This is a genomic window from Kosakonia sp. YIM B13588 (assembly GCF_042788165.1).
GTDB classification, from domain to species: domain Bacteria; phylum Pseudomonadota; class Gammaproteobacteria; order Enterobacterales; family Enterobacteriaceae; genus Kosakonia; species Kosakonia sacchari.
Genome location: NZ_JBHZPO010000012.1, coordinates 96,185 through 115,561 on the forward strand (window position 1 = coordinate 96,185; position 19,377 = coordinate 115,561).

General features: G+C 55.2%; 17 protein-coding genes. 5 read left to right on the plus strand and 12 right to left on the minus strand.

All coding sequences use genetic code 11. The features are described 5' to 3' along the window. Positions 1 to 35: 35 nt before the first annotated feature. A complete protein-coding gene (locus ACFX4U_RS18810) occupies positions 36 to 227 on the minus strand; it encodes a YfgG family protein (RefSeq protein ID WP_071908227.1) in 192 nt (63 codons plus the stop codon). Positions 228 to 579: 352 nt separating this feature from the next. Here ACFX4U_RS18810 and ACFX4U_RS18815 point away from each other — a divergent pair, with 352 nt between their 5' ends. Beyond that, positions 580 to 2,796, plus strand: a complete 2,217-nt coding sequence (locus ACFX4U_RS18815) for an EAL domain-containing protein (protein WP_313507638.1) — start codon at positions 580 to 582, stop codon at positions 2,794 to 2,796. A 12-nt stretch (positions 2,797 to 2,808) separates the two neighbouring features. On the opposite strand, the gene ppx is transcribed toward ACFX4U_RS18815, so the two are convergent. The 4 genes from ppx to purM all read right to left on the minus strand — a co-directional run bounded on the left by ppx (position 2,809) and on the right by purM (position 8,367). Continuing rightward, complete coding sequence (gene ppx, locus ACFX4U_RS18820) at positions 2,809 to 4,350, minus strand: exopolyphosphatase (RefSeq protein ID WP_017458970.1); 1,542 nt, start codon at positions 4,348 to 4,350, stop codon at positions 2,809 to 2,811. 3 nt (positions 4,351 to 4,353) lie between these two features. Then, on the minus strand, positions 4,354 to 6,414 hold the full coding sequence (gene ppk1, locus ACFX4U_RS18825; RefSeq protein WP_305735335.1) for a polyphosphate kinase 1: 2,061 nt from the start codon (positions 6,412 to 6,414) through the stop codon (positions 4,354 to 4,356). 277 nt (positions 6,415 to 6,691) lie between these two features. Then, positions 6,692 to 7,333 carry a phosphoribosylglycinamide formyltransferase gene (gene purN / locus ACFX4U_RS18830; RefSeq protein ID WP_045510372.1) on the minus strand — a complete coding sequence of 214 codons (642 nt, stop codon included), beginning with the start codon at positions 7,331 to 7,333 and terminating at the stop codon, positions 6,692 to 6,694. Beyond that, the gene (gene purM, locus ACFX4U_RS18835) at positions 7,330 to 8,367 is read right to left on the minus strand and encodes a phosphoribosylformylglycinamidine cyclo-ligase (RefSeq protein ID WP_305735336.1); all 1,038 of its coding nucleotides are present in this window, start codon (positions 8,365 to 8,367) and stop codon (positions 7,330 to 7,332) included. Before purM ends, purN begins: the two co-directional genes overlap by 4 nt. A 234-nt stretch (positions 8,368 to 8,601) precedes the next feature. On the opposite strand from purM, the gene upp reads away from it, so the two are divergent. The 3 genes from upp (at position 8,602) to ACFX4U_RS18850 (ending at position 11,428) form a co-directional block, all read left to right on the plus strand. Then, positions 8,602 to 9,228 carry a uracil phosphoribosyltransferase gene (upp, locus tag ACFX4U_RS18840; RefSeq protein ID WP_017458966.1) on the plus strand — a complete coding sequence of 209 codons (627 nt, stop codon included), beginning with the start codon at positions 8,602 to 8,604 and terminating at the stop codon, positions 9,226 to 9,228. Between the two features lie 109 nt (positions 9,229 to 9,337). Then, a complete protein-coding gene (gene uraA, locus ACFX4U_RS18845) occupies positions 9,338 to 10,627 on the plus strand; it encodes a uracil permease (RefSeq protein WP_313507607.1) in 1,290 nt (429 codons plus the stop codon). A 99-nt stretch (positions 10,628 to 10,726) separates the two neighbouring features. Next, positions 10,727 to 11,428 carry a DnaA inactivator Hda gene (locus ACFX4U_RS18850; RefSeq protein ID WP_305737566.1) on the plus strand — a complete coding sequence of 234 codons (702 nt, stop codon included), beginning with the start codon at positions 10,727 to 10,729 and terminating at the stop codon, positions 11,426 to 11,428. A gap of 32 nt (positions 11,429 to 11,460) precedes the next feature. Here ACFX4U_RS18850 and arsC read toward each other — a convergent pair whose 3' ends face one another. Continuing rightward, on the minus strand, positions 11,461 to 11,817 hold the full coding sequence (gene arsC, locus ACFX4U_RS18855; protein ID WP_305735338.1) for an arsenate reductase (glutaredoxin): 357 nt from the start codon (positions 11,815 to 11,817) through the stop codon (positions 11,461 to 11,463). Positions 11,818 to 11,829: 12 nt separating this feature from the next. After that, entirely contained in the window at positions 11,830 to 13,296 is a 1,467-nt protein-coding gene (gene bepA / locus ACFX4U_RS18860) for a beta-barrel assembly-enhancing protease (protein WP_313507606.1), read from the minus strand. A 222-nt stretch (positions 13,297 to 13,518) separates the two neighbouring features. Between bepA and ACFX4U_RS18865 the strand changes: the two genes are divergently transcribed. Continuing rightward, a complete protein-coding gene (locus ACFX4U_RS18865) occupies positions 13,519 to 14,583 on the plus strand; it encodes an AI-2E family transporter (protein WP_017458961.1) in 1,065 nt (354 codons plus the stop codon). A 40-nt stretch (positions 14,584 to 14,623) separates the two neighbouring features. Here the strand turns inward: ACFX4U_RS18865 and focA are convergent, their stop codons facing one another. The 5 genes from focA to hyfH form a co-directional block, all read right to left on the minus strand. Further along, on the minus strand, positions 14,624 to 15,481 hold the full coding sequence (gene focA, locus ACFX4U_RS18870) for a formate transporter FocA (RefSeq protein WP_313507605.1): 858 nt from the start codon (positions 15,479 to 15,481) through the stop codon (positions 14,624 to 14,626). A 105-nt stretch (positions 15,482 to 15,586) separates the two neighbouring features. After that, entirely contained in the window at positions 15,587 to 17,536 is a 1,950-nt protein-coding gene (locus ACFX4U_RS18875; protein ID WP_313507604.1) for a sigma 54-interacting transcriptional regulator, read from the minus strand. 109 nt (positions 17,537 to 17,645) lie between these two features. Beyond that, positions 17,646 to 18,059 carry a formate hydrogenlyase maturation HycH family protein gene (locus ACFX4U_RS18880; RefSeq protein ID WP_200550197.1) on the minus strand — a complete coding sequence of 138 codons (414 nt, stop codon included), beginning with the start codon at positions 18,057 to 18,059 and terminating at the stop codon, positions 17,646 to 17,648. Continuing rightward, on the minus strand, positions 18,052 to 18,828 hold the full coding sequence (locus ACFX4U_RS18885; protein WP_305735341.1) for an NADH-quinone oxidoreductase subunit B family protein: 777 nt from the start codon (positions 18,826 to 18,828) through the stop codon (positions 18,052 to 18,054). The genes ACFX4U_RS18880 and ACFX4U_RS18885 overlap by 8 nt, the downstream gene beginning before the upstream one ends. Beyond that, on the minus strand, positions 18,825 to 19,373 hold the full coding sequence (hyfH, locus tag ACFX4U_RS18890) for a hydrogenase 4 subunit H (protein ID WP_017458956.1): 549 nt from the start codon (positions 19,371 to 19,373) through the stop codon (positions 18,825 to 18,827). Before hyfH ends, ACFX4U_RS18885 begins: the two co-directional genes overlap by 4 nt. Positions 19,374 to 19,377: the final 4 nt, after the last annotated feature.

The following is a 19,377-nucleotide window of genomic DNA, read 5'->3' on the forward strand; positions in this document are numbered from 1 at the left end:
ACGCGGTAATACGTGTAAGCAAAATCGGGTAAAAACTAGCGTTGTGCGGTGGGGTCGATAGTCTGGCTGATTTGTTGCGACTGGCTTTTATCCTGATGGTGATACCAGGCGCCAATAGAGGAATAGACGAAGCGGCCGAAGAAAAAGATAAAGCTGATAAGAAGTACGATACGGGTCATGCGACTGTCAAATCGATGTCGTTTTCGCATACTGGTTGCCTGACTCACAATGGTTCCTTTAGGAATACCCGATCTACGGGCGACAGCGTCATTAATGCACACTCTTTTAGTCAGGTCAATTAAGCCTGGCGCAAAATCACAATGATTAAATTATCACCAAGAATTATATAAGATAAATTAAATATTTACGTGAGCAATGAAAAATGGGCGATAATGCGCATAAAGCAGGGAATTAAAGCTGGCTGGCGCGTTTTTTTTGATGCAAATCAATTAACAGATATTGTCCGGAATTAGAATTTCTGTTTGTTAACAAACTGGCACTTCACCAGTGCGCAGCACAGTCGGGTCGGATACCTGCCTGAAACACCCGCCGGGATCTGGGTTGGGTAACCGAGCATCTATAACACTTATTCAAAAATATCATCGCCTGAAAGATCAGTGGTGGGCTTTGCCGCTCATCACGCCTGTTGTTTTATACCCACTGTTTAGCCTCGCTAATACATTTACTACCGTTTCTGGTCAGGCGGTCATTCTCTATTATCTGCCGATGGCGTTGCTGATCGTCCTGATGATGTTTTATGGCTGGGCGGCGCTACCGGGCATTGTGCTGGCGCTGATTTGCCATTATTGGCCTGCACCGTCGCTGGAAATGGTCAGTAAAGGCGTGCATTTGCTGCTCCCCGTGATACTTAGCTGGGCGGGTTACCGTATTTTTGTCACTCGCCGCCACCGGGTGGCTTACGGCACGGCATTACTGGTTTCCCAGCGTATTTTCTGGCAGGTGCTCTGTCCGGCGTCGATCTACCTGATGATCCTTGAGTTGGGTGTCTGGCTGAATCTTTACGATCGGGCAGCAAGCGATAGCGGCGCGCTGGCCTGGAATGTGCCGATGCTCATCAATTACCAGGCATTGCTGGTGGGGACAATGACCGGGGTACCGTTTAGCTATTTGTTGATCCGCGTTATTCGCCATCCGCGCTACGCGATTTCGTGGTTATCGCAAATGCGTCACGAGTTTGATCGCAAAGTTACGCGCATTGAGATCGTGGTCTGGTTCGCCGTGGTGATTGGCATTTTGCTGCTGTTACTAATGCCGCTGAACAAAAACAGTTCCATTTTCAGTACCAACTACACGCTTTCACTTCTCTTGCCGGTGATGCTGTGGGGATCGATGCGTTACGGCTACCGTTTTATGTCGCTGGTCTGGACACCGCTGCTGGTGATCTCTATTCACTTTTTTTACCGTTATTTGCCTTGGTTTCCTGCTTACGACGTGCAACTGGCGATCGCCTCATCAAGTTACCTGGTGTTTTCCTTCATCATTCTCGCCATGGCGATGATGGCGACCCGTCAGAGACTGGTGCATGATCGCGCCCGCCGTCTGGCGTTTATTGACCCGGTTGCCAATATGCCTAATCTTCGCGCGCTGGGCCGGGCTCTGGCGGATACGCCATGGTCGGTGCTCTGTTTTCTGCGCATACCGGAGCTGGAACTGCTGGGGCGCAACTATGGTGTGCTGCTGCGCATTCAGTACAAGCAGCGCATGGCAGACTGGCTCAGGCCGCTGCTGTCGGCGGAAGAGAACGTGTATCAACTCTCCGGACACGATCTGGCGATCCGCCTGAATACGCAATCGCACCAGACGCGCATTGAGGAGCTGGACGCGCGCATCAAGAAGTTTCGCTTTATCTGGGATGATATGCCGCTGCAGCCGCAGGTGGGGCTGAGTTACTGCTATGTCCGCTCGCCGGTGAAACACCTCTATTTACTGCTCGGTGAGATGAGCACCATCGCCGATTTGTCGCTGGCGACCAACCACCCGGAAAATTTGCAAAACCGGGGCGCGGCGAATCTGCAACGCAGCCTGAAAAGCAAAGTGGATATGATGAATCGCCTGCAGCTGGCGCTGGAGGGGAACCATTTTATCCTGATGGCGCAGCTGATTTGTGGGGTGCGCGGCGATGACTATTACGAGATCCTGCTGCGCATGCGTGAAGAGAACGGCGACAGCATCAGCCCGGATGCGTTTTTGCCTGTCGCGTATGAGTTCGGCCTGTCGTCGCGTATCGATTTATGGGTGATTGAACATGTACTGATGTTTATGGCGCAAAACCGCGAAAAACTCCCCGCCCAGCGTTTTTCCATTAACCTCTCGCCGGCCTCAATTTGCCGCACGCAGTTTTCCCAGGAAGTCCGGCGTTTATTGCGCAAATATCGCATTGAAGCCTGGCAGTTGATCTTTGAGATAACAGAAAGCAACTCGATGACCAACCTCCAGCAGGCCAACCAGACGTTGGGGCAACTGCAACAGATGGGTTGCCGGGTGGCGATAGATGATTTTGGCACCGGTTATGCCAGCTATGCGCGGCTGAAAACCGTCAATGCCGACATCCTGAAAATCGATGGCAGTTTTATCCGCAATATTGTCTCGAACAGCCTCGATTATCAGATTGTGGCGTCGATTTGCCATCTGGCGCGGATGAAAAAAATGCTGGTGGTGGCAGAGTATGTGGAGAGCGAAGAGATACGCAGCGCGGCAATCGCGCTGGGTATCGACTATTTACAGGGTTATTTGATTGGTAAGCCAGCGCCGCTGGAGACGCTGGTTAACGAGTAGCGAACGGGCGGCTCAGGCCGCCACTTCCGGAGAGTGCTCTTCTTCGATTTTCAGTCGCCAGCCGGTCACCGCTTCCCAGTATTCCTGCTCTTTTTCCAGATCCAGTAACACCAGCGCGTTCTGGCTGAACCAGTCGTGCGGGAAGCTGAGCGTCCAGTGATTGGCATCGGTGGTCAGGCGCAATGTTGGCGGCGTGGTGGTCGCCTGGCGCTGGTTATTCAGCAGCACACCAAGGCGTAAAATTTGCACCAGCGGCAAGTACTGTTTCTTTTTAAACAGCGTAAAACGCGGCAAATCATCAAGCTTGATAGCCTTACGGTGGCAGCGCACCAGCGTCGCCATCATCAGCTGTTGCTCCTGATTAAAACCGGGCAGATCGCTGTTTTGCAGAATGTACGCCGAATGGCGGTGCATCCCGCTGTGGTTAATATTGAGCCCTACTTCGTGCAGCATCGCTGCCCATTTCAGCAACGCCGCCAGCTGCGGGTTAGCGAGCTTCGCGTTTTGCGCCAGCCACTGCTCGTAAATCTGAGTTGTGGTTTCCAGCACGCGCCGCGCCTGCTCACGGTCGATATTGTACTGGCTGGCAAGGCTCTGCGCGGTGCGGCTGCGAATATCCTGGTGGCGGAAACGGCCTTCCATCTCATACAGCACACCTTCACGCAGTGCGCCATCGGAAAGGCGCAATTCGCGGATCGCCAGCGCATCGAACACGCCGCAAAGAATAGCCAGCCCCGGCACAAACACCGCTTTACGCTCCTCGGAAAGGCCTGGCAGACTCAGTTCACTGAAGTTCTTATATTTCAGCACTTCGGCGACCAGTTTCTCCAGCCGTTCCGGGGTGATAAAGCCATCTTTCTCACCGGAGGCGATCAGCACTTCGTGGGCGGCTTTAATGCTGCCAGATGCGCCAAGCGCGACATTCCAGCCCTGAATGCGGAACTGCCACGCCAGCGATTCCAGCTTCTGTGTTGCCGCCATGCGCGCGCGGCGGAAGTTTTCGCCATTAATCGTGCCGCCCATAAAGTACATCTGCGCAAAGCTCACGCAGCCCATACGGCGGCTTTCCACCAGCTTCGGCTCGAAATCTTCACCGATCACTAATTCGGTAGAGCCGCCGCCGATATCGATCACCAGCTTGCGGCCTTTTTCCGGCTGCGTATGTTCCACGCCCATAAAAATCAGGCGCGCTTCTTCATTGCCCGGAATGATTTCAATCGGGTAGGGGATTACCTTTTCCGCGCGTTTAAGAAACTCTGTGGCGTTCAACGCCTGGCGCAACGTGTGCGTACCAACGATGCACACGCTTGCCGGATCAAAGCCCTGCAAGCGCTCGGCGAACAGCGACAGGCAAGCCAGCCCGCGCTCCATTGCCTCTTCACTCAGCATGTTATTGCTGTCCAGACCATCTGCCAGGTGCACACGCTGTTTCAGGCGGCCGATGATCTGCATTGCGCCGTCGACCACGCGCGCAATGACCATATGGAAACTGTTTGAACCCAGATCGACCGCGGCAAATTCCTCCGGTCGTGGCGTCTTTTCTTGTATCGGCATAGGTTAGTCGGGCTGTTCGAGTGATTTGATGTAGTCGTAAATCGCCAGTTGTGCGCGCACTTTACGGCGGTTGCCGCGCGGAACATAGCTATTACTCAGTTCTTTATCGATATACCTGGCTTTCACGGTATCACTTAAAAGCAAATCAATGATATCCAGAACGCGCTGTTTAAGGCGCGGATCGAGCAGCGGTGCGGCCACTTCGATACGGTAATCGATGTTACGTGTCATCCAGTCTGCGGAGGAGAGATAAACGCGTTTATCGCCGCCGTTCTCAAAAATATAGATGCGATCGTGCTCAAGATAACGATCAACGATACTGGTGACACGAATATTTTCGCTGATGCCTTCCAGTTGCGGAATAAGTGAACACATGCCGCGCACCAGTAGATTCACCGGCACGCCGGAACTTGAGGCGGTATAGAGTCTGTCCACCAGCCCTTTATCGACAAGGTTGTTCAGCTTCAGCGTAATACCAGACGGTTTACCTTCCTGCGCGTTAGCGATCTCCGTGTCGATCATGTCGTACAGCAGGCGGCGCGAGTTTTGCGGTGACACCAGCAAATAATCGAAACTCACCGGGCGATAGGGGTTTTCGATAAAGTTGAACACCCGACGCACTTCATTGGTGATGCGCGCGTCGGCGGTGATCAGCGAGTAGTCTGTGTAAAGCCGCGCGGTTTTTTCGTTAAAGTTACCGGTACCGATGTGCGCATAGCGCACGATCTCTTCCCCTTCCATACGGGAGATGAGGAACAGTTTGGCGTGAATTTTTAAGCCCGGCGCCGAGAAGATCACCTGCACGCCCGCTTCCGTCAGCCGCTTCGCCCAGTGAATGTTGGCTTCTTCGTCGAAACGCGCCTGCAACTCCACCACCACGGTGACTTTTTTACCGTTATGCGCCGCGTGGATCATCGAGTCGATGATACGCGAATCTTTCGCCACGCGGTAAATGTTGATTTTGATCGCCAGCACGCTCGGGTCGAACGACGCCTGGCGCAGCAGCTCCAGCACGTGTTCAAAGGTGTGGTACGGATAATAGAGCAGCACATCGCGTTCACGAATGGCGTCAAAACCGTTGCGGAACTTATCAAACCCAATGTGGCGCAGACGCGGCATCGGTTTGTTGACGAGGTTGGCTTTGCCGACATTCGGAAAACCAATAAAGTCTTTGAAGTTGTGATAACGCCCGCCGGGAATAATGGAGTCATAACGGGAGATAGTCAGCTTTTCACGCAGCATCTCGACCATGGCATCGGGCATATCACGCTGATAGACAAAACGCACCGGTTCGGCGGTCAGGCGCTGCTTCAGGCTGGAGGACATCAGCTCCATCAGGCTCGATTCCATTTCGTGCACCAGGTCATATTCGGCGTCACGGGTCATTTTCATCGAGTAGGCGTTCAGCGCGTCATAATCGAAGAAGCCTTTAAAGATATCATCCAGGCAGTAACGCAGAATGTTATCCAGCAGAATCATCGGCTTGCGACGGCGCGGCGTTTCCGGTGGCAGGTTAACAAAGCGCGGTACTTTATCTGACGGGATCTCCAGCAGCGCGTAACGGATTTCGTCACCGCGAATAATCTCTACCGCCAGGTAGGTGTAATCATCTTTTAAGAAGCGTACCAGGTTGGTTTCGCGGTTAATCAGCGTCGGGGTAATGTGCTGGCGCAAATATTGTTTGAAGTAATTGCGCAGCCAACTCTGCTGATTTTGCGAAAGCTGACGTTCGTTAATCAGGAAAATTTGATTACGCGCCATCTCCAGCAGCAGGTCGTTGTACAGACTGTCGAACTCCTGATCGGCTTTGAGTACGCGGGACTGGATCTTGCCCAGCAGATGGCGGGAATTCGTGGCAACGCCTTGCTCTTCGCTAATGATTAAGCGGCGTTTCAGTTCAGCAAAACGGACTTTATAAAATTCGTCGAGGTTATTGGAATAGATCCCCAAAAAACGCATGCGTTCGATAAGCGGGTTACTTTTGTCGGCGGCTTCCTGGAGAACACGTTCATTGAAGCACAACCAGCTTAGTTCTTTTTCGAGATATAACTTTTCCTGACCCATTCCTGTTTACACTCCGGTTCTTGCTCGGGACACGGCAAATCCTTCTCGCGCTCGCGGTGCCCTGACTGACAGGTGAACGTTGCTGGCGTCCCTTCGTATGACACAACTTATTATGGCGAGCTTTGCCGTCAGATGTCCAACTGTGCCAAAAAAGTATGACAGTAATCCGTTTTTCGCATCTAAGGTGATGGAAATAAAGTAACTTTTTCTTTTTGCAGGGGAAGAGGAAAGAAACCCTGCCGCGGCGGGCAGGGGGAAAAACGATAAATTGCAGTAATTATTCGTCGGCCGCATAGCCTTCAGGCGGTAGGCGCACACCATCCAGCCACGCGCTGTTGCTGTCCATTTTCAGGCGGCCATCAACAAACCAACTGACCACCAGCGGGTAAATCGCATGTTCCTGTGACTGTACGCGCTCGGTGATCTCTTCTTCCGTATCACCTTCAAACACCGGCACTTTGGCTTGCAAAATCACCGGGCCGCCGTCCAGCTCATCGGTAACAAAATGCACGCTGGTGCCGTGTTCTTCATCACCGTTTTCAAGCACCTGGCGGTGCGTGTGCAGGCCGGGATACTTCGGCAACAGGGAAGGGTGGATATTCAGCAGACGTCCGGCGTAGTGCGCGACAAACGCCGGGCTGAGGATACGCATATAACCCGCCAGCACCACCACATCCGGGGCGTAGGCGTCGATTTCCTGCATCAGCTCGCGGTCAAACGCATCGCGGCTGGCGAACTGATCTGCGCTCAGTGCATGAGCGGGAATATTGGCTTCCCGCGCACGTTCAAGGCCGAACGCGTCGGCCTTATTACTGAAAACTGCCCGCAGGGTGCCGTTGATTTTCTTCTGTTTGCAGGCGTCGATAATTGCCTGCAAATTGCTTCCGTTGCCGGAAATCAGCACCACGATGTTTTTCATTCAATAACCACACGCTCGCTGGAATCGGATGCGTTGATGATACCGATTTTCCACGCGGTTTCACCTTTTGCATTCAGCAGAGTGATGGCTTTATCGGCCTCAGCCGCAGGCAGCGCAATCACCATACCGACGCCGCAGTTAAAGGTGCGGTACATTTCATGACGGCTCACATTACCGGCGCTTTGCAGCCAGTTGAACACGGCCGGCCACTGCCAGGAGGATTCATCGATTACCGCCTGGGTGTTATCCGGCAGTACGCGCGGAATGTTTTCCCAGAAACCGCCGCCGGTCAGGTGGGCGATAGCGTGAACGTCAACGTTCTCGATCAGCTCCAGCACGGACTTCACATAAATGCGGGTCGGTTCCAGCAGGTGATCGGCCAGCGGTTTGCCTTCAAGCTGCGTAGACTGCGGATCGGCACCGCTCACTTCGAGCACTTTACGCACCAGCGAATAGCCGTTGGAGTGCGGGCCGCTGGACGCCAGGGCGACTAACACGTCGCCGTCAGCCACTTTAGAGCCATCAATGATTTCTGATTTTTCTACCACACCGACGCAGAAACCGGCGACATCGTAATCTTCACCGTGATACATGCCCGGCATTTCCGCTGTTTCGCCGCCAACCAGCGCACAGCCAGATTGCAGACAGCCTTCGGCGATACCGTTGATCACGCTGGCGGCGGTATCGACATCCAGCTTGCCGGTCGCGTAATAGTCGAGGAAGAACAGCGGCTCAGCGCCCTGTACCACCAGATCGTTAACGCACATTGCCACCAGATCGATACCGATGGTGTCGTGACGTTTCAGATCCATTGCCAGGCGCAGTTTTGTGCCCACGCCGTCAGTGCCGGAAACCAGTACTGGCTCACGATATTTTTGCGGCAGCGCGCACAGCGCACCGAAGCCGCCCAAACCGCCCATCACTTCCGGGCGACGGGTTTTCTTCACCACGCCTTTGATTCGGTCAACCAGAGCATTGCCCGCGTCGATATCAACACCGGCATCTTTATAGCTGAGAGAGGTTTTATCGGTCACTGCTTGGGTCCCCACGCGTTTACTTGCGGTAGAAATAAAATTCGGCGCAATTCTAACAGCCAAGGCAATCGTTTGCGAGTCCATTATTTAAGGGCGCGGCGGATTCTTGCGATATACTCTTTTCCAGTCTGATTGATCGCGATCAAGCGCCTTCCTGTAGCGCAACGGAGAAAAAGCGGTATAATCCGGCGATTTTTTTTGTGGCTGCCACCTGTCAGGGGAAAGGAGAAGAGTATGAAGGTCGTGGAAGTAAAACACCCACTCGTCAAACACAAGCTGGGCCTGATGCGAGAGAACGACATCAGCACCAAACGCTTTCGTGAACTCGCCTCAGAAGTGGGCAGCCTGCTGACCTATGAAGCAACGGCAGATCTGGAAACTGAAAAAGTGACCATCGAAGGCTGGAACGGCCCGGTACAGGTTGATCAGATTAAAGGTAAGAAAATCACCGTGGTGCCGATCCTGCGCGCAGGTCTGGGCATGATGGAAGGCGTACTGGAGCACGTACCGAGTGCGCGCATCAGCGTGGTGGGTATCTACCGTAATGAAGAGACGCTGGAGCCGGTACCGTACTTCCAGAAACTGGTATCCAATATCGACGAGCGCATGGCGCTGGTTGTTGACCCGATGCTGGCGACCGGTGGTTCAATGATCGCGACCATCGACCTGCTGAAAAATGCCGGTTGCCACAGTATTAAAGTGCTGGTGCTGGTTGCCGCGCCGGAAGGTCTGGCGGCGCTGGAAAAAGCGCACCCGGACGTTGAGCTGTACACCGCGTCGATTGACCAGGGGCTGAATGAGCACGGATACATTATTCCGGGCCTCGGCGACGCCGGCGACAAAATCTTTGGTACGAAATAACTGATAAGAAATCGAAAGCCGACTTTGATAGTCGGCTTTTTTTTGGAATTCATAACACTGCCCGCCATTTTGGACGGGTGGACAACAACAACACTCAGAGGAAAACACTATGACGCGCCGTGCTATCGGGGTAAGTGAAAGACCGCCGCTTTTGCAGACGATCCCGCTTAGTTTACAGCATCTGTTCGCCATGTTCGGCGCAACCGTGCTGGTGCCAATCCTGTTCCACATTAACCCGGCCACCGTGCTGCTGTTCAATGGTGTCGGAACGCTGCTGTATATCTTTATCTGTAAAGGGAAAATCCCGGCCTATTTAGGCTCCAGCTTTGCGTTTATCTCCCCGGTGCTGCTGTTGCTGCCGCTGGGCTACGAAGTGGCGCTCGGCGGGTTCATTATGTGCGGCGTGCTGTTCTGCATCGTCTCGTTCATTGTGAAAAAAGCGGGTACCGGCTGGCTGGACGTGATGTTCCCGCCTGCGGCGATGGGCGCAATCGTTGCCGTCATCGGTCTCGAACTGGCGGGCGTGGCGGCGAACATGGCCGGCCTGCTGCCAGCAGAAGGGCAGTCAGCGGATTCCAAAACCGTGATCATCTCGCTGGTGACGCTGGGCGTGACGGTGTTCGGCTCGGTGCTGTTCCGTGGTTTTATGGCGATTATCCCGATCCTGATTGGCGTGCTGGCGGGCTACGCGCTCTCCTTCGCGATGGGCGTTGTTGATACCACGCCGATTGCCCAGGCGCACTGGTTCGCGCTGCCAACGTTTTATACGCCGCGTTTTGAATGGTTTGCCATTTTCACCATTCTGCCTGCGGCGCTGGTGGTCATTGCCGAGCACGTCGGTCACTTGGTGGTGACGGCGAATATCGTCAAAAAAGATCTGATCCGCGATCCGGGCTTGCACCGCTCTATGTTTGCCAACGGCCTTTCAACCATCATCTCTGGTTTCTTCGGCTCAACGCCGAACACCACCTACGGTGAAAATATCGGCGTGATGGCGATCACCCGCGTCTACAGTACCTGGGTAATTGGCGGCGCGGCGATCATCGCCATTCTGCTCTCCTGCGTCGGTAAACTGGCGGCGGCTATCCAGATTATCCCGGTGCCGGTAATGGGCGGTGTTTCCCTGCTGCTGTACGGGGTCATCGGCGCTTCCGGTATCCGCGTGCTGATCGAATCGAAAGTGGATTACAGCAAAGCGCAAAACCTGATCCTGACCTCCGTTATCCTGATCATTGGTGTCAGCGGCGCGAAGGTGCACATTGGTGCCGCCGAGCTGAAAGGCATGGCGCTGGCGACGATCGTTGGTGTGGGTCTGAGCCTGATCTTTAAACTGATTAGCGTACTGCGTCCGGAAGAAGTGGTGCTGGACGCGCCAGAAGATGACGCCGCGAAGTCGTAATCATCGTGCAGAATTGAACCGGGCCTCGTGCCCGGTTCAAACCTTGCAACATTTTGTGATAGACTCACTGCGTTTTTTGTAAGCCTTGTTGAGGTACCTCTGAACACGCCGGCACAGCTCTCCCTGCCATTGTATTTACCCGATGATGAAACCTTTGCGAGTTTCTGGCCGGGTGACAACCCCTCTTTACTGGCGGCACTGCAAAACGTTCTGCGCCAGGCGCACAGCGGATACATCTATTTTTGGTCGCGTGAAGGCGCGGGGCGCAGCCATTTGCTGCATGCCGCGTGTGCCGAACTCTCCCGGCGCGGCGATGCCGTAGGCTATGTGCCGCTTGATAAGCGCACCTGGTTTGTGCCGGAAGTGCTGGATGGGATGGAGCAACTCTCGCTGGTGTGTATCGACAATATCGAATGCGTGGCCGGTGACGAGCCGTGGGAGATGGCGATTTTCAATCTCTACAACCGCATTCTGGAGCAGGGCAAAACCCGCTTGCTGATAACCGGCGACAGACCGCCGCGCCAGCTCAATCTGGGCTTGCCGGATCTGGCCTCACGGCTGGACTGGGGGCAAATCTACAAGCTGCAACCGCTCTCCGACGAAGACAAATTACAAGCCTTACAGCTGCGGGCGCGGATCCGTGGGTTTGAGCTGCCGGAAGACGTAGGGCGGTTTTTGTTAAAGCGGCTGGACAGAGAAATGCGCACACTGTTCGATACGCTGGATGAACTGGATCGCGCGTCGATCACTGCCCAGCGCAAGCTGACCATTCCGTTCGTCAAAGAGATCCTCAAACTCTGAACCCTCGCCACGCGGCGAGGGTTTTTTTAATCTTACAAAATCTCCAGAACCTGCTCCGGCGGGCGACCGATTCGTGCTTTGCCGTGGCTAACAACAATCGGGCGTTCAAGCAGCTTCGGGTTATCCACCAGTGCCTGCACCAGTTGCGCTTCCGTCAGTGCGCTATCGCCAAGCTGTAATTCTTTGTAGAGATCTTCTTTGCTGCGCATCAGCTCGCGCGCGCTGGACATACCGAGCATTTTCACCAGCTTTTGCACCGTCGCTGCGTCCGGCGGCGTCTCGAGGTAGAGCACCACTTCTGGCTCAACGCCGTTTTCCTTCAGCAGCGCCAGCGTTTCGCGGCTCTTTGAGCAGCGTGGGTTATGGTAAATCTTCACCGTCTCTGACATCTCTTCTCCTTATTACATTTTCTGGTACGGCTTGAACCGTTGCTGCAACTCGCGTAACTGGTCAATTCGCGCATCGTAACGCGCCTGTTGCAGGCTGCCGAGTTTCACCTGCGAACTGGCGCTGCTCAGTAAAGTAATGGCCTGATCCAGCTTGCCTACCAGCGCTAATCCTTCCGCACGCGCGGCCAGTTCCTGATCGCGGTTATTCAGTGCCGCTTCGGCCTGCGCCAGTAAATCCCAGCCGTTGACATCCTCTTTATACGTAAAGGTGTAACGGTTAAGAATGCGCGCGGCTTCAGCGGGCTGACCGCCTTCCAGGTAAGCATTCGCCAGGTTAAGTTGCAGCACCGGGTTGGTTTTCAGTTCGCTGGCAGCATTGAGGCGTTTAATGGCATCCGCGCTTTTGTTCTGCCCTAAATCGATATCGGTCGCCAGGTCGATATACCAGGCGTTGTTTGGGCTGGCGCTCAGCAGCGGCTGCAAGATTTTTGCCGCCTCGGCGTAATTTTTCGCTTCCATCGCCTGCAACGCCCGGCCATATTGCGCCGCGCGTTGTTCACGCACATTACCTTTCGACCAGCCATCCAGCAGATCGCTGGTGAGCTGGTTACGCCCGGAATTGTACATGCCCAGCGTTCTGGCTTTCGCCATATAGAACTCTTCGGATGATTGCACCACCACCGGGCGCATCTGGTTGGCGCGGTTGCGGGCATCCGACAAGCGGCTTTCCGGCAACGGGTGCGTCAGCAGAATTTCCGGCGGGCGCGTGGAGTAGCGCGACTGATCCAGCAGTTTTTCAAGGAATGTCGGCATCGCTTGTGGATCAAACCCGGCGCGTTGCAGCACCTGAATACCAATGCGATCCGCTTCCTGTTCGTTCTGCTGGGTAAAGCTGATAAGCCCTTGCTGTGTACCGGCCAGCGTGCCGGTGAGCGCGCCCATCCCGGCTTGCGGGTTAGCCATCGCCAGCAAAATGGAACCCAGCACGCCCGCCCAGGTCAACGGCGCGTTGCGTTTTTGGTCCTCCATCGCGCGCGCCAGGTGGCGCTGCGTGACGTGGGAAATTTCGTGCGCCATCACCGAAGCCAGTTGGCTCTCGTTATCCGTATAGCGGAACAGCGCGGAGTGCAGCACCACATTGCCGCCAAAAAAGGCGAAGGCGTTGATTTCGTCGTTATTGACGAGATAGAAGTGGAAAGGGGTTTTGACCGAATCCGCGTGTGCCACCAGACGCATGCCGAGGGAATTAATGTACTGCACCAGCAGTGGATCATTAATCAGTGGCGCGCTGCCGCGAAGCTGGCGAACGTAATAGTCGCCCATCTGCATCTCCTGACCAATGGAGAGCGTACTTCCCGCCGAGGTGCCCATATCCGGCAATGTGCTGTCTATCGAATCAGCCCATGCCGGGGCAACGCTACCCGCACTGAGTGCGGCAATCAGGGTTGCGACCAGTGTTCGTTTCAACTGCCTGAACATAACCTCTTTCCTGTATTTGGGGTGACACACTGTTGACCTGCTTTCGGCGGCGTCGTTCCGGCTCACCGGCCTTCGAGTGTAGCCGCCTTTTGGGATGAAAAACATTGTATTCAGTGGATTGCTATGTTTCCCGCAAAGGATACGAAAAGCGAAGTCTTTTTTGTGACATTTCGATACAATTCCACTCCTTACCCCCGCTCAAGAGGCTCATAAAAGAACGTTATGCTCGAAATGTTAATGCAGTGGTATCGCCGCCGCTTCAGCGATCCGGAGGCGATTGCGCTGCTGGTCATTCTGCTTGCGGGGTTCTGTATTCTCTTCTTCTTCAGCGGCCTTCTTGCGCCGCTGCTGGTGGCGCTGGTAATCGCTTACCTGCTTGAGTGGCCTACCGCACGTCTGCAACGTATCGGCTGTTCGCGTACCTGGGCTGCGACCATCGTTCTGGTGCTGTTTGTCGGCATCCTGCTGGTGATGGCGTTTGTGGTGATGCCGGTTGCCTGGCAGCAGGGGATTTACCTGATCCGCGATATGCCCGGCATGTTAAGCAAACTCTCTGATTTTGCCGCCACCTTACCGCGCCGCTACCCGGCGTTAATGGATGCGGGGATCATCGATGCGATGGCGGAAAACATGCGCTCCCGCATGCTGACAATGGGCGATTCCGTGGTGAAATATTCGCTCGCCTCACTGGTCGGGTTGCTGACGCTGGCGGTCTATCTGGTGCTGGTGCCGCTGATGGTTTTCTTCCTGGTAAAAGATAAAGAGCAGATGCTCAACGCCGTGCGTCGCGTGCTGCCGCGCAACCGTGGGCTGGCGGGTCAGGTGTGGAAAGAGATGAACCAGCAAATCACCAACTACATCCGTGGCAAAGTGCTGGAGATGATTGTCGTCGGTGTCGCCACCTGGATCGGTTTTATCCTGTTTGGTCTCAACTACTCCCTGCTGCTGGCGGTGCTGGTCGGCTTCTCGGTGCTAATCCCCTATATCGGCGCGTTTGTCGTCACTATTCCGGTGGTTGGCGTGGCGCTGTTCCAGTTCGGGCTGGGTACCGAGTTCTGGAGCTGCTTTGCGGTGTATCTGATTATTCAGGGGCTGGACGGCAACCTGCTGGTGCCGGTGCTGTTCTCCGAAGCGGTTAACCTGCATCCGCTGGTGATCATTTTATCGGTGATTATCTTCGGCGGGCTGTGGGGCTTCTGGGGCGTATTTTTCGCCATTCCACTGGCAACGTTGATTCAGGCGGTGATCCACGCCTGGCCGGATTCGCCGCCGGTGTCAGAAGAGTAAACTTACCGGGCGGCAGCCAGCTTGCCGCCCGGCATTCTCCTCAATGCGTGTCGTTCTGATGGCGCAGATAAATAATCCAGTACGTCACCCCCACCAGCACGCCGCCACCAATAATATTGCCAATCGTCACCGGCAGCAGGTTATCGGTAATTACGTTACTGATGGTGAGTGCCGGGAAGTTATCCGGCGAGCTGTGTACCGCGGTCCAGAAACTCTGCGGTGAGAAGTCACGAATAATCACCGCCAGCGGCAGCAAAAACATGTTGGCGATACTGTGCTCAAAACCGCTGGCGACAAACATGCCGATCGGCAGCAGCATCGCCATGATTTTGTCCGTCAACGTATGACCGGAATAACTCATCCACACCGCCAGGCAGACCATCAAATTGCACAGTGTGCCCAGGCACACCGCTTCGATAAAGGTGTGGTGCATTTTATGGTCAGCGGTTTGCAACACATTCAGCCCCCACAAACCGTTGCCGTTCATGGCCTGGCCGCCAAACCATATCAACGCCACAAAAAACAGCGCACCCACGAGGTTGCCGAAATAGACGATCACCCAGTTGGTAAACAGTTGCCGCCAGCTAATCAACCCGCTGGCTTTTGCCATCACCGTCAGCACGGTTGAGGTAAAGAGATCCGCCCCGCAGACTACTACCAGAATCAGCCCGAGGGAAAAACAGACGCCGCCCGCCAGCTTCGCCAGCGCAGTCGCGGGCGCAGGCCCGGCGGTAACGGTGATGTAAAACACAAACGCAATCGAGATAAATACGCCCGCAGTAACCGCGAGGAAAAACGACAGCTCTTTTCGTTTGCTGACTTTATACAATCCAGACTGCTCGGCGACTTTTGCCATTTCCGCAGGAAGTCGCAGGTCAAACGCGTTGCCGGTATCCATTTGATTCTCCTGATTCAATGCATAGTAGACACCCGCCGTCTTATGCATAGCGCATACCAGCGATAAACCAGAGAGCGTTAGCGGGTTCACAGAACCCGAAGGGGGTTACAGCACTTCGCGCACGGCGATACCAAGACGCTGCATCCGTGATAACAGCGTGGTGCGTTTCATGCCGAGTTTGGCGGCCGCGCCGCGCGGTCCGGCGACAATGCCGTTGGTTTCGCGCAGCACCTGGATAATCTGCTGGCGTTCCGCTTCGTCATTTTCCGGCGGCTCCGGGCGCATCATTTCCGCCACTTTTGGCAACGTGAAGGGGAAGGGATCGTGGCTGACAGGCTGCACCATGCTGACCGGTTGCGCGTGCAGATGCAGGTTTAAGGTGTTATCACGCGCCAGCAGTACGGCGCGTTCAATGACGTTTTCCAGCTCGCGCACATTACCAGGCCACTCGTAACGCATCAGTTGCTGGATAGTATCGGCGGGAATGGTATCAATGGTGCGATTGAGGCGGCGCGCCAGTTTTTGTGTGAAGTAACGCGCCAGCAGCGGAATATCGTCTGGTCGCTCGCGTAGCGGCGGCAGCACCAGCGGAAAGACATTCAGGCGGTAAAACAGATCGTTACGGAACTCGCGGTCAATCACCATCTGGCGCAGATCGCGGTTGGTGGCGGCAATAACCCGCACGTTAACCGGAATGGTTTTTGTGCCGCCGATGCGTTCGATCTCGCGCTCCTGCAACACCCGCAGCAATTTGGGTTGTAGCTCAAGCGGCATATCGCCAATTTCATCGAGGAACAGCGTGCCTTCATCGGCCATCTCAAAACGGCCGCGATGGGCGTTAATCGCCCCGGTGAAGGCGCCTTTATCGTGACCAAACAGCTCGCTTTCCAGCAGGCTGGCGGGAATAGCGGCACAGTTGATTTTCACCAGCGGTTTATCTTTGCGCGGGCTCATCTGGTGTAGCGCGCGGGCGATGATCTCCTTGCCGGTGCCGGTTTCACCGAGGATCAGCACCGTACTGTCGCTTAGTGCCACAATATTGACCTGCTGAAGCACGTCGCGCATGGCATCACTTTGGTAAATGATGTCGCCAAAACTCTGGCTGGAGGCGATTTGCTCGTTCAGTTTGCGGTTTTCGCTGTTCAGATTCTCTTTTAAATGAATCACCTGCCGGTAGGCGTCGGCATTATCGACGGCAATGCCAATTCTGTCGGCAATTTGCTGCAACAATCGACAGTTTTGCTCACTGAAAATCGAGGCGTCCCGGTGCGCCAGCAACAGTACGCCAGGCGCGTGGTGGCTGAAGGTCAGCGGCAAAATAAACACCACGTTTAACCCCTGCATCAATAGCTGTTGCAATACCGGATCGCGCTGCCATAACCCGGCATCCTGCACCTGATGCAGCAGTGCGCCCTGATTTTCATTGAGCGCCGCCAGCACTACCGGGCTATCACTGCGCAGGGCAAAGCGCTCGGTTTCCGGCGGGCAGGTGGGAAAGTGGGTGGCATGGCAAATAAGCTGGCGGGAGTGCAGCGTGTCGCGCAGAACCACGCGGACATTATCGATACCGAAAAAGCGGTGGATCTCCTGCGAAACATCAGCGATCAGATCGTCAAGATCCAGATGCGAGAGCACCGAGTTGGTAATGTCGACCAGCACCCGATCATGGTCGCGCTCTTCACGTAGCGTTTCGATCGACTCGCTCAATGCCACCTGAGAAAGTTGTGCTTCCAGCGCCTGGCTTGCCAGCCGCGCCAGCCAGCTAAACATCGTGTTGTCCTGCTCCGTGAACTGGCCGTTATCGGTGCGAACAAAACGCAACTCCAGCACATCACTTTGCGCCAGCAGCACGAGATGCAGCGAACTGTCGCTGACTTTTCCGCCGTATTCATGCTCGCTACTCTCGGCGCTGCCATCATCAAAGCAGCGCCAGAAGTGGGCGTTATTCAGGCGTAATTCGATAAACTGGACGGGGCTGAAAGGCGGCGGTAAAGGGATAAACGCCCGGAGTAACGAAGTGTGAGTATTCTGTTCCAGCAACTGCCGTAAGATCATGGATACGTCGCCCTTAATAGTGAGCGTAAATAGTACATTACCCCTTATTTTTGTAGTGTTACAAGCTTCACGTATAAATCACTGGGGTGACATTTATATGATGAATCATTCAGCGCAGCAGCCGCACCATCAGGTAGATCGCCGGTTCATGCGCCATATCCTGTAAATGTTGCAGCAACTGGCGGCTCCAGCTCCGCCAGGGTTCTTCCGCCGTTTTTGATAACTGCACGAATGTTGGTGCCAGCGTATTCACGTGGCTGGCATCGATGACGATTTCGCCAAAGGTTAATAACCCCTGCATTTTGCGCCTGGCATCAGCGTCGTCGATCAACGCCAGCCAGTGCTGGTAATCATCAAGCGGGCATTCAAGCGCCACGTTGAGGCAGTCGATCACCCCAACGTGGTGACCAATCGCCAGCGAGTAGTACATCACCTGGCGGCTTTTCTCTTCCAGTTCGACGCTGTTATCGACAAACTTCTGCCGCAGCATCCAGAACATCACTTTCGCTTGCTGCTCAGACATGGGCGCGCTCCAGCTCGTTCATCAGTTGCTGCACAATGGAGCTCAGGCGCGGGTCTGCCGCCTGTTGCAGCCAGTTATTCACCCGCTGTGTGGCCTGTGCGGGATCGCCTGCGGTTAATAAAGCAAAAAGCTGGTCGGTAATTTCGCGTCCCTGGCGATAACCCGCCAGCTGGCGCGCCAGCCGTTCAAGCGTCACGCGTAATGCCAGCGGCAGCGTCGGCCAACGTACGCTGGCGATTTCATCAGCCGCTTGTTGATGATCGACGGCGTGCAGTTTTTGCTCCAGCAAGCCAAGCGCTACGGCAAAACCGTGGATCGTCGCCGCAGGCGTCGGCGGGCAACCGGGGATCCATACATCAATTGGCACAATAGTGTCGCTGCCACCCCACACGCAGTAGAGATCGTGAAAAATCCCGCCACCGACGCCGCACGCGCCGTAGGAGATGGCGATTTTATGATCCGGTGCGGCTTCCCAGGCGCGCAGGGCGGGCATGCGCATGGCGCGGGTGACCGCGCCGGTAAACAGCAAAATATCCGCGTGGCGCGGTGAGGCCACCACTTTGATGCCAAAGCGTTCTGCGTCAAACAGCGGCGTAATGGCGGCAAAAATTTCGATTTCACACCCGTTGCAGCCGCCGCAATCGACGCGGTAAACGTAAGCAGAGCGCTGGATATCGCGCAGCAAGAGCTGCTTCATTTTCTGCGCGGATTCATCGAGCGGCACCGGCTGGCTGACATGCTGGTTCAGCACTTTCAGGTCGGAACTCATGCTTGCTCCTTAAGATAGTAATGCACGTTAACGCTGCCGCGATGCTCCAGCGCCGCGCGTCGGCGGCACGCCGGGCAGAGAGAGGCTTGCGCCCGCAGGTTCTCCAGCTGATGCGGTGCGTTTTGGTTCAGGGCCAGCAACTCCACTGCCAGCGCCACGGATTTTTCTGGCGCGAACGGCACGCCGCACTCGCGACAGTGCTGCAGGCGGAAGGTGGCGCGCACATAGAGATCGGCTTTGTTAGTGACCGCCAGTTCAAACTCTTCCGACAGGCGAATCGCCCGCGTCGGGCACACCTCTTCGCAGCGCCCGCAGTAGATGCAGCGACCAATGAACAACTGCCAGACGCGGCTGTTCTCCCCGGCATCCGTCTCCAGCGTGAGCGCGTTCGCCGGACAGGCGGTGGTACAGGCGCCGCAAGCGATGCATTGCTGCGGATCCAGTTCCGGTTTTCCGCGAAACCCCGGACACACCTCCAGCGGTGCAAACGGGTATTTCACCGTTGGCTCGCCCGCTCTGAGAATGGTTTTCAACAATTTCAGCATCGTT

Bases quoted from the DNA above. Each gene is read 5' to 3' on its own strand.
- arsC (WP_305735338.1), bottom strand. From the start codon at position 11,817: ATGTCAGAGACGGTGAAGATTTACCATAACCCACGCTGCTCAAAGAGC.
- hyfH (WP_017458956.1), bottom strand. From the start codon at position 19,373: ATGCTGAAATTGTTGAAAACCATTCTCAGAGCGGGCGAGCCAACGGTG.
- ACFX4U_RS18865 (WP_017458961.1), top strand. From the start codon at position 13,519: ATGCTCGAAATGTTAATGCAGTGGTATCGCCGCCGCTTCAGCGATCCG.
- ACFX4U_RS18885 (WP_305735341.1), bottom strand. From the start codon at position 18,828: ATGAGTTCCGACCTGAAAGTGCTGAACCAGCATGTCAGCCAGCCGGTG.
- ACFX4U_RS18880 (WP_200550197.1), bottom strand. From the start codon at position 18,059: ATGTCTGAGCAGCAAGCGAAAGTGATGTTCTGGATGCTGCGGCAGAAG.
- bepA (WP_313507606.1), bottom strand. From the start codon at position 13,296: ATGTTCAGGCAGTTGAAACGAACACTGGTCGCAACCCTGATTGCCGCA.
- ACFX4U_RS18875 (WP_313507604.1), bottom strand. From the start codon at position 17,536: ATGATCTTACGGCAGTTGCTGGAACAGAATACTCACACTTCGTTACTC.
- uraA (WP_313507607.1), top strand. From the start codon at position 9,338: ATGACGCGCCGTGCTATCGGGGTAAGTGAAAGACCGCCGCTTTTGCAG.
- upp (WP_017458966.1), top strand. From the start codon at position 8,602: ATGAAGGTCGTGGAAGTAAAACACCCACTCGTCAAACACAAGCTGGGC.
- ppx (WP_017458970.1), bottom strand. From the start codon at position 4,350: ATGCCGATACAAGAAAAGACGCCACGACCGGAGGAATTTGCCGCGGTC.
- focA (WP_313507605.1), bottom strand. From the start codon at position 15,481: ATGGATACCGGCAACGCGTTTGACCTGCGACTTCCTGCGGAAATGGCA.
- ppk1 (WP_305735335.1), bottom strand. From the start codon at position 6,414: ATGGGTCAGGAAAAGTTATATCTCGAAAAAGAACTAAGCTGGTTGTGC.
- purN (WP_045510372.1), bottom strand. From the start codon at position 7,333: ATGAAAAACATCGTGGTGCTGATTTCCGGCAACGGAAGCAATTTGCAG.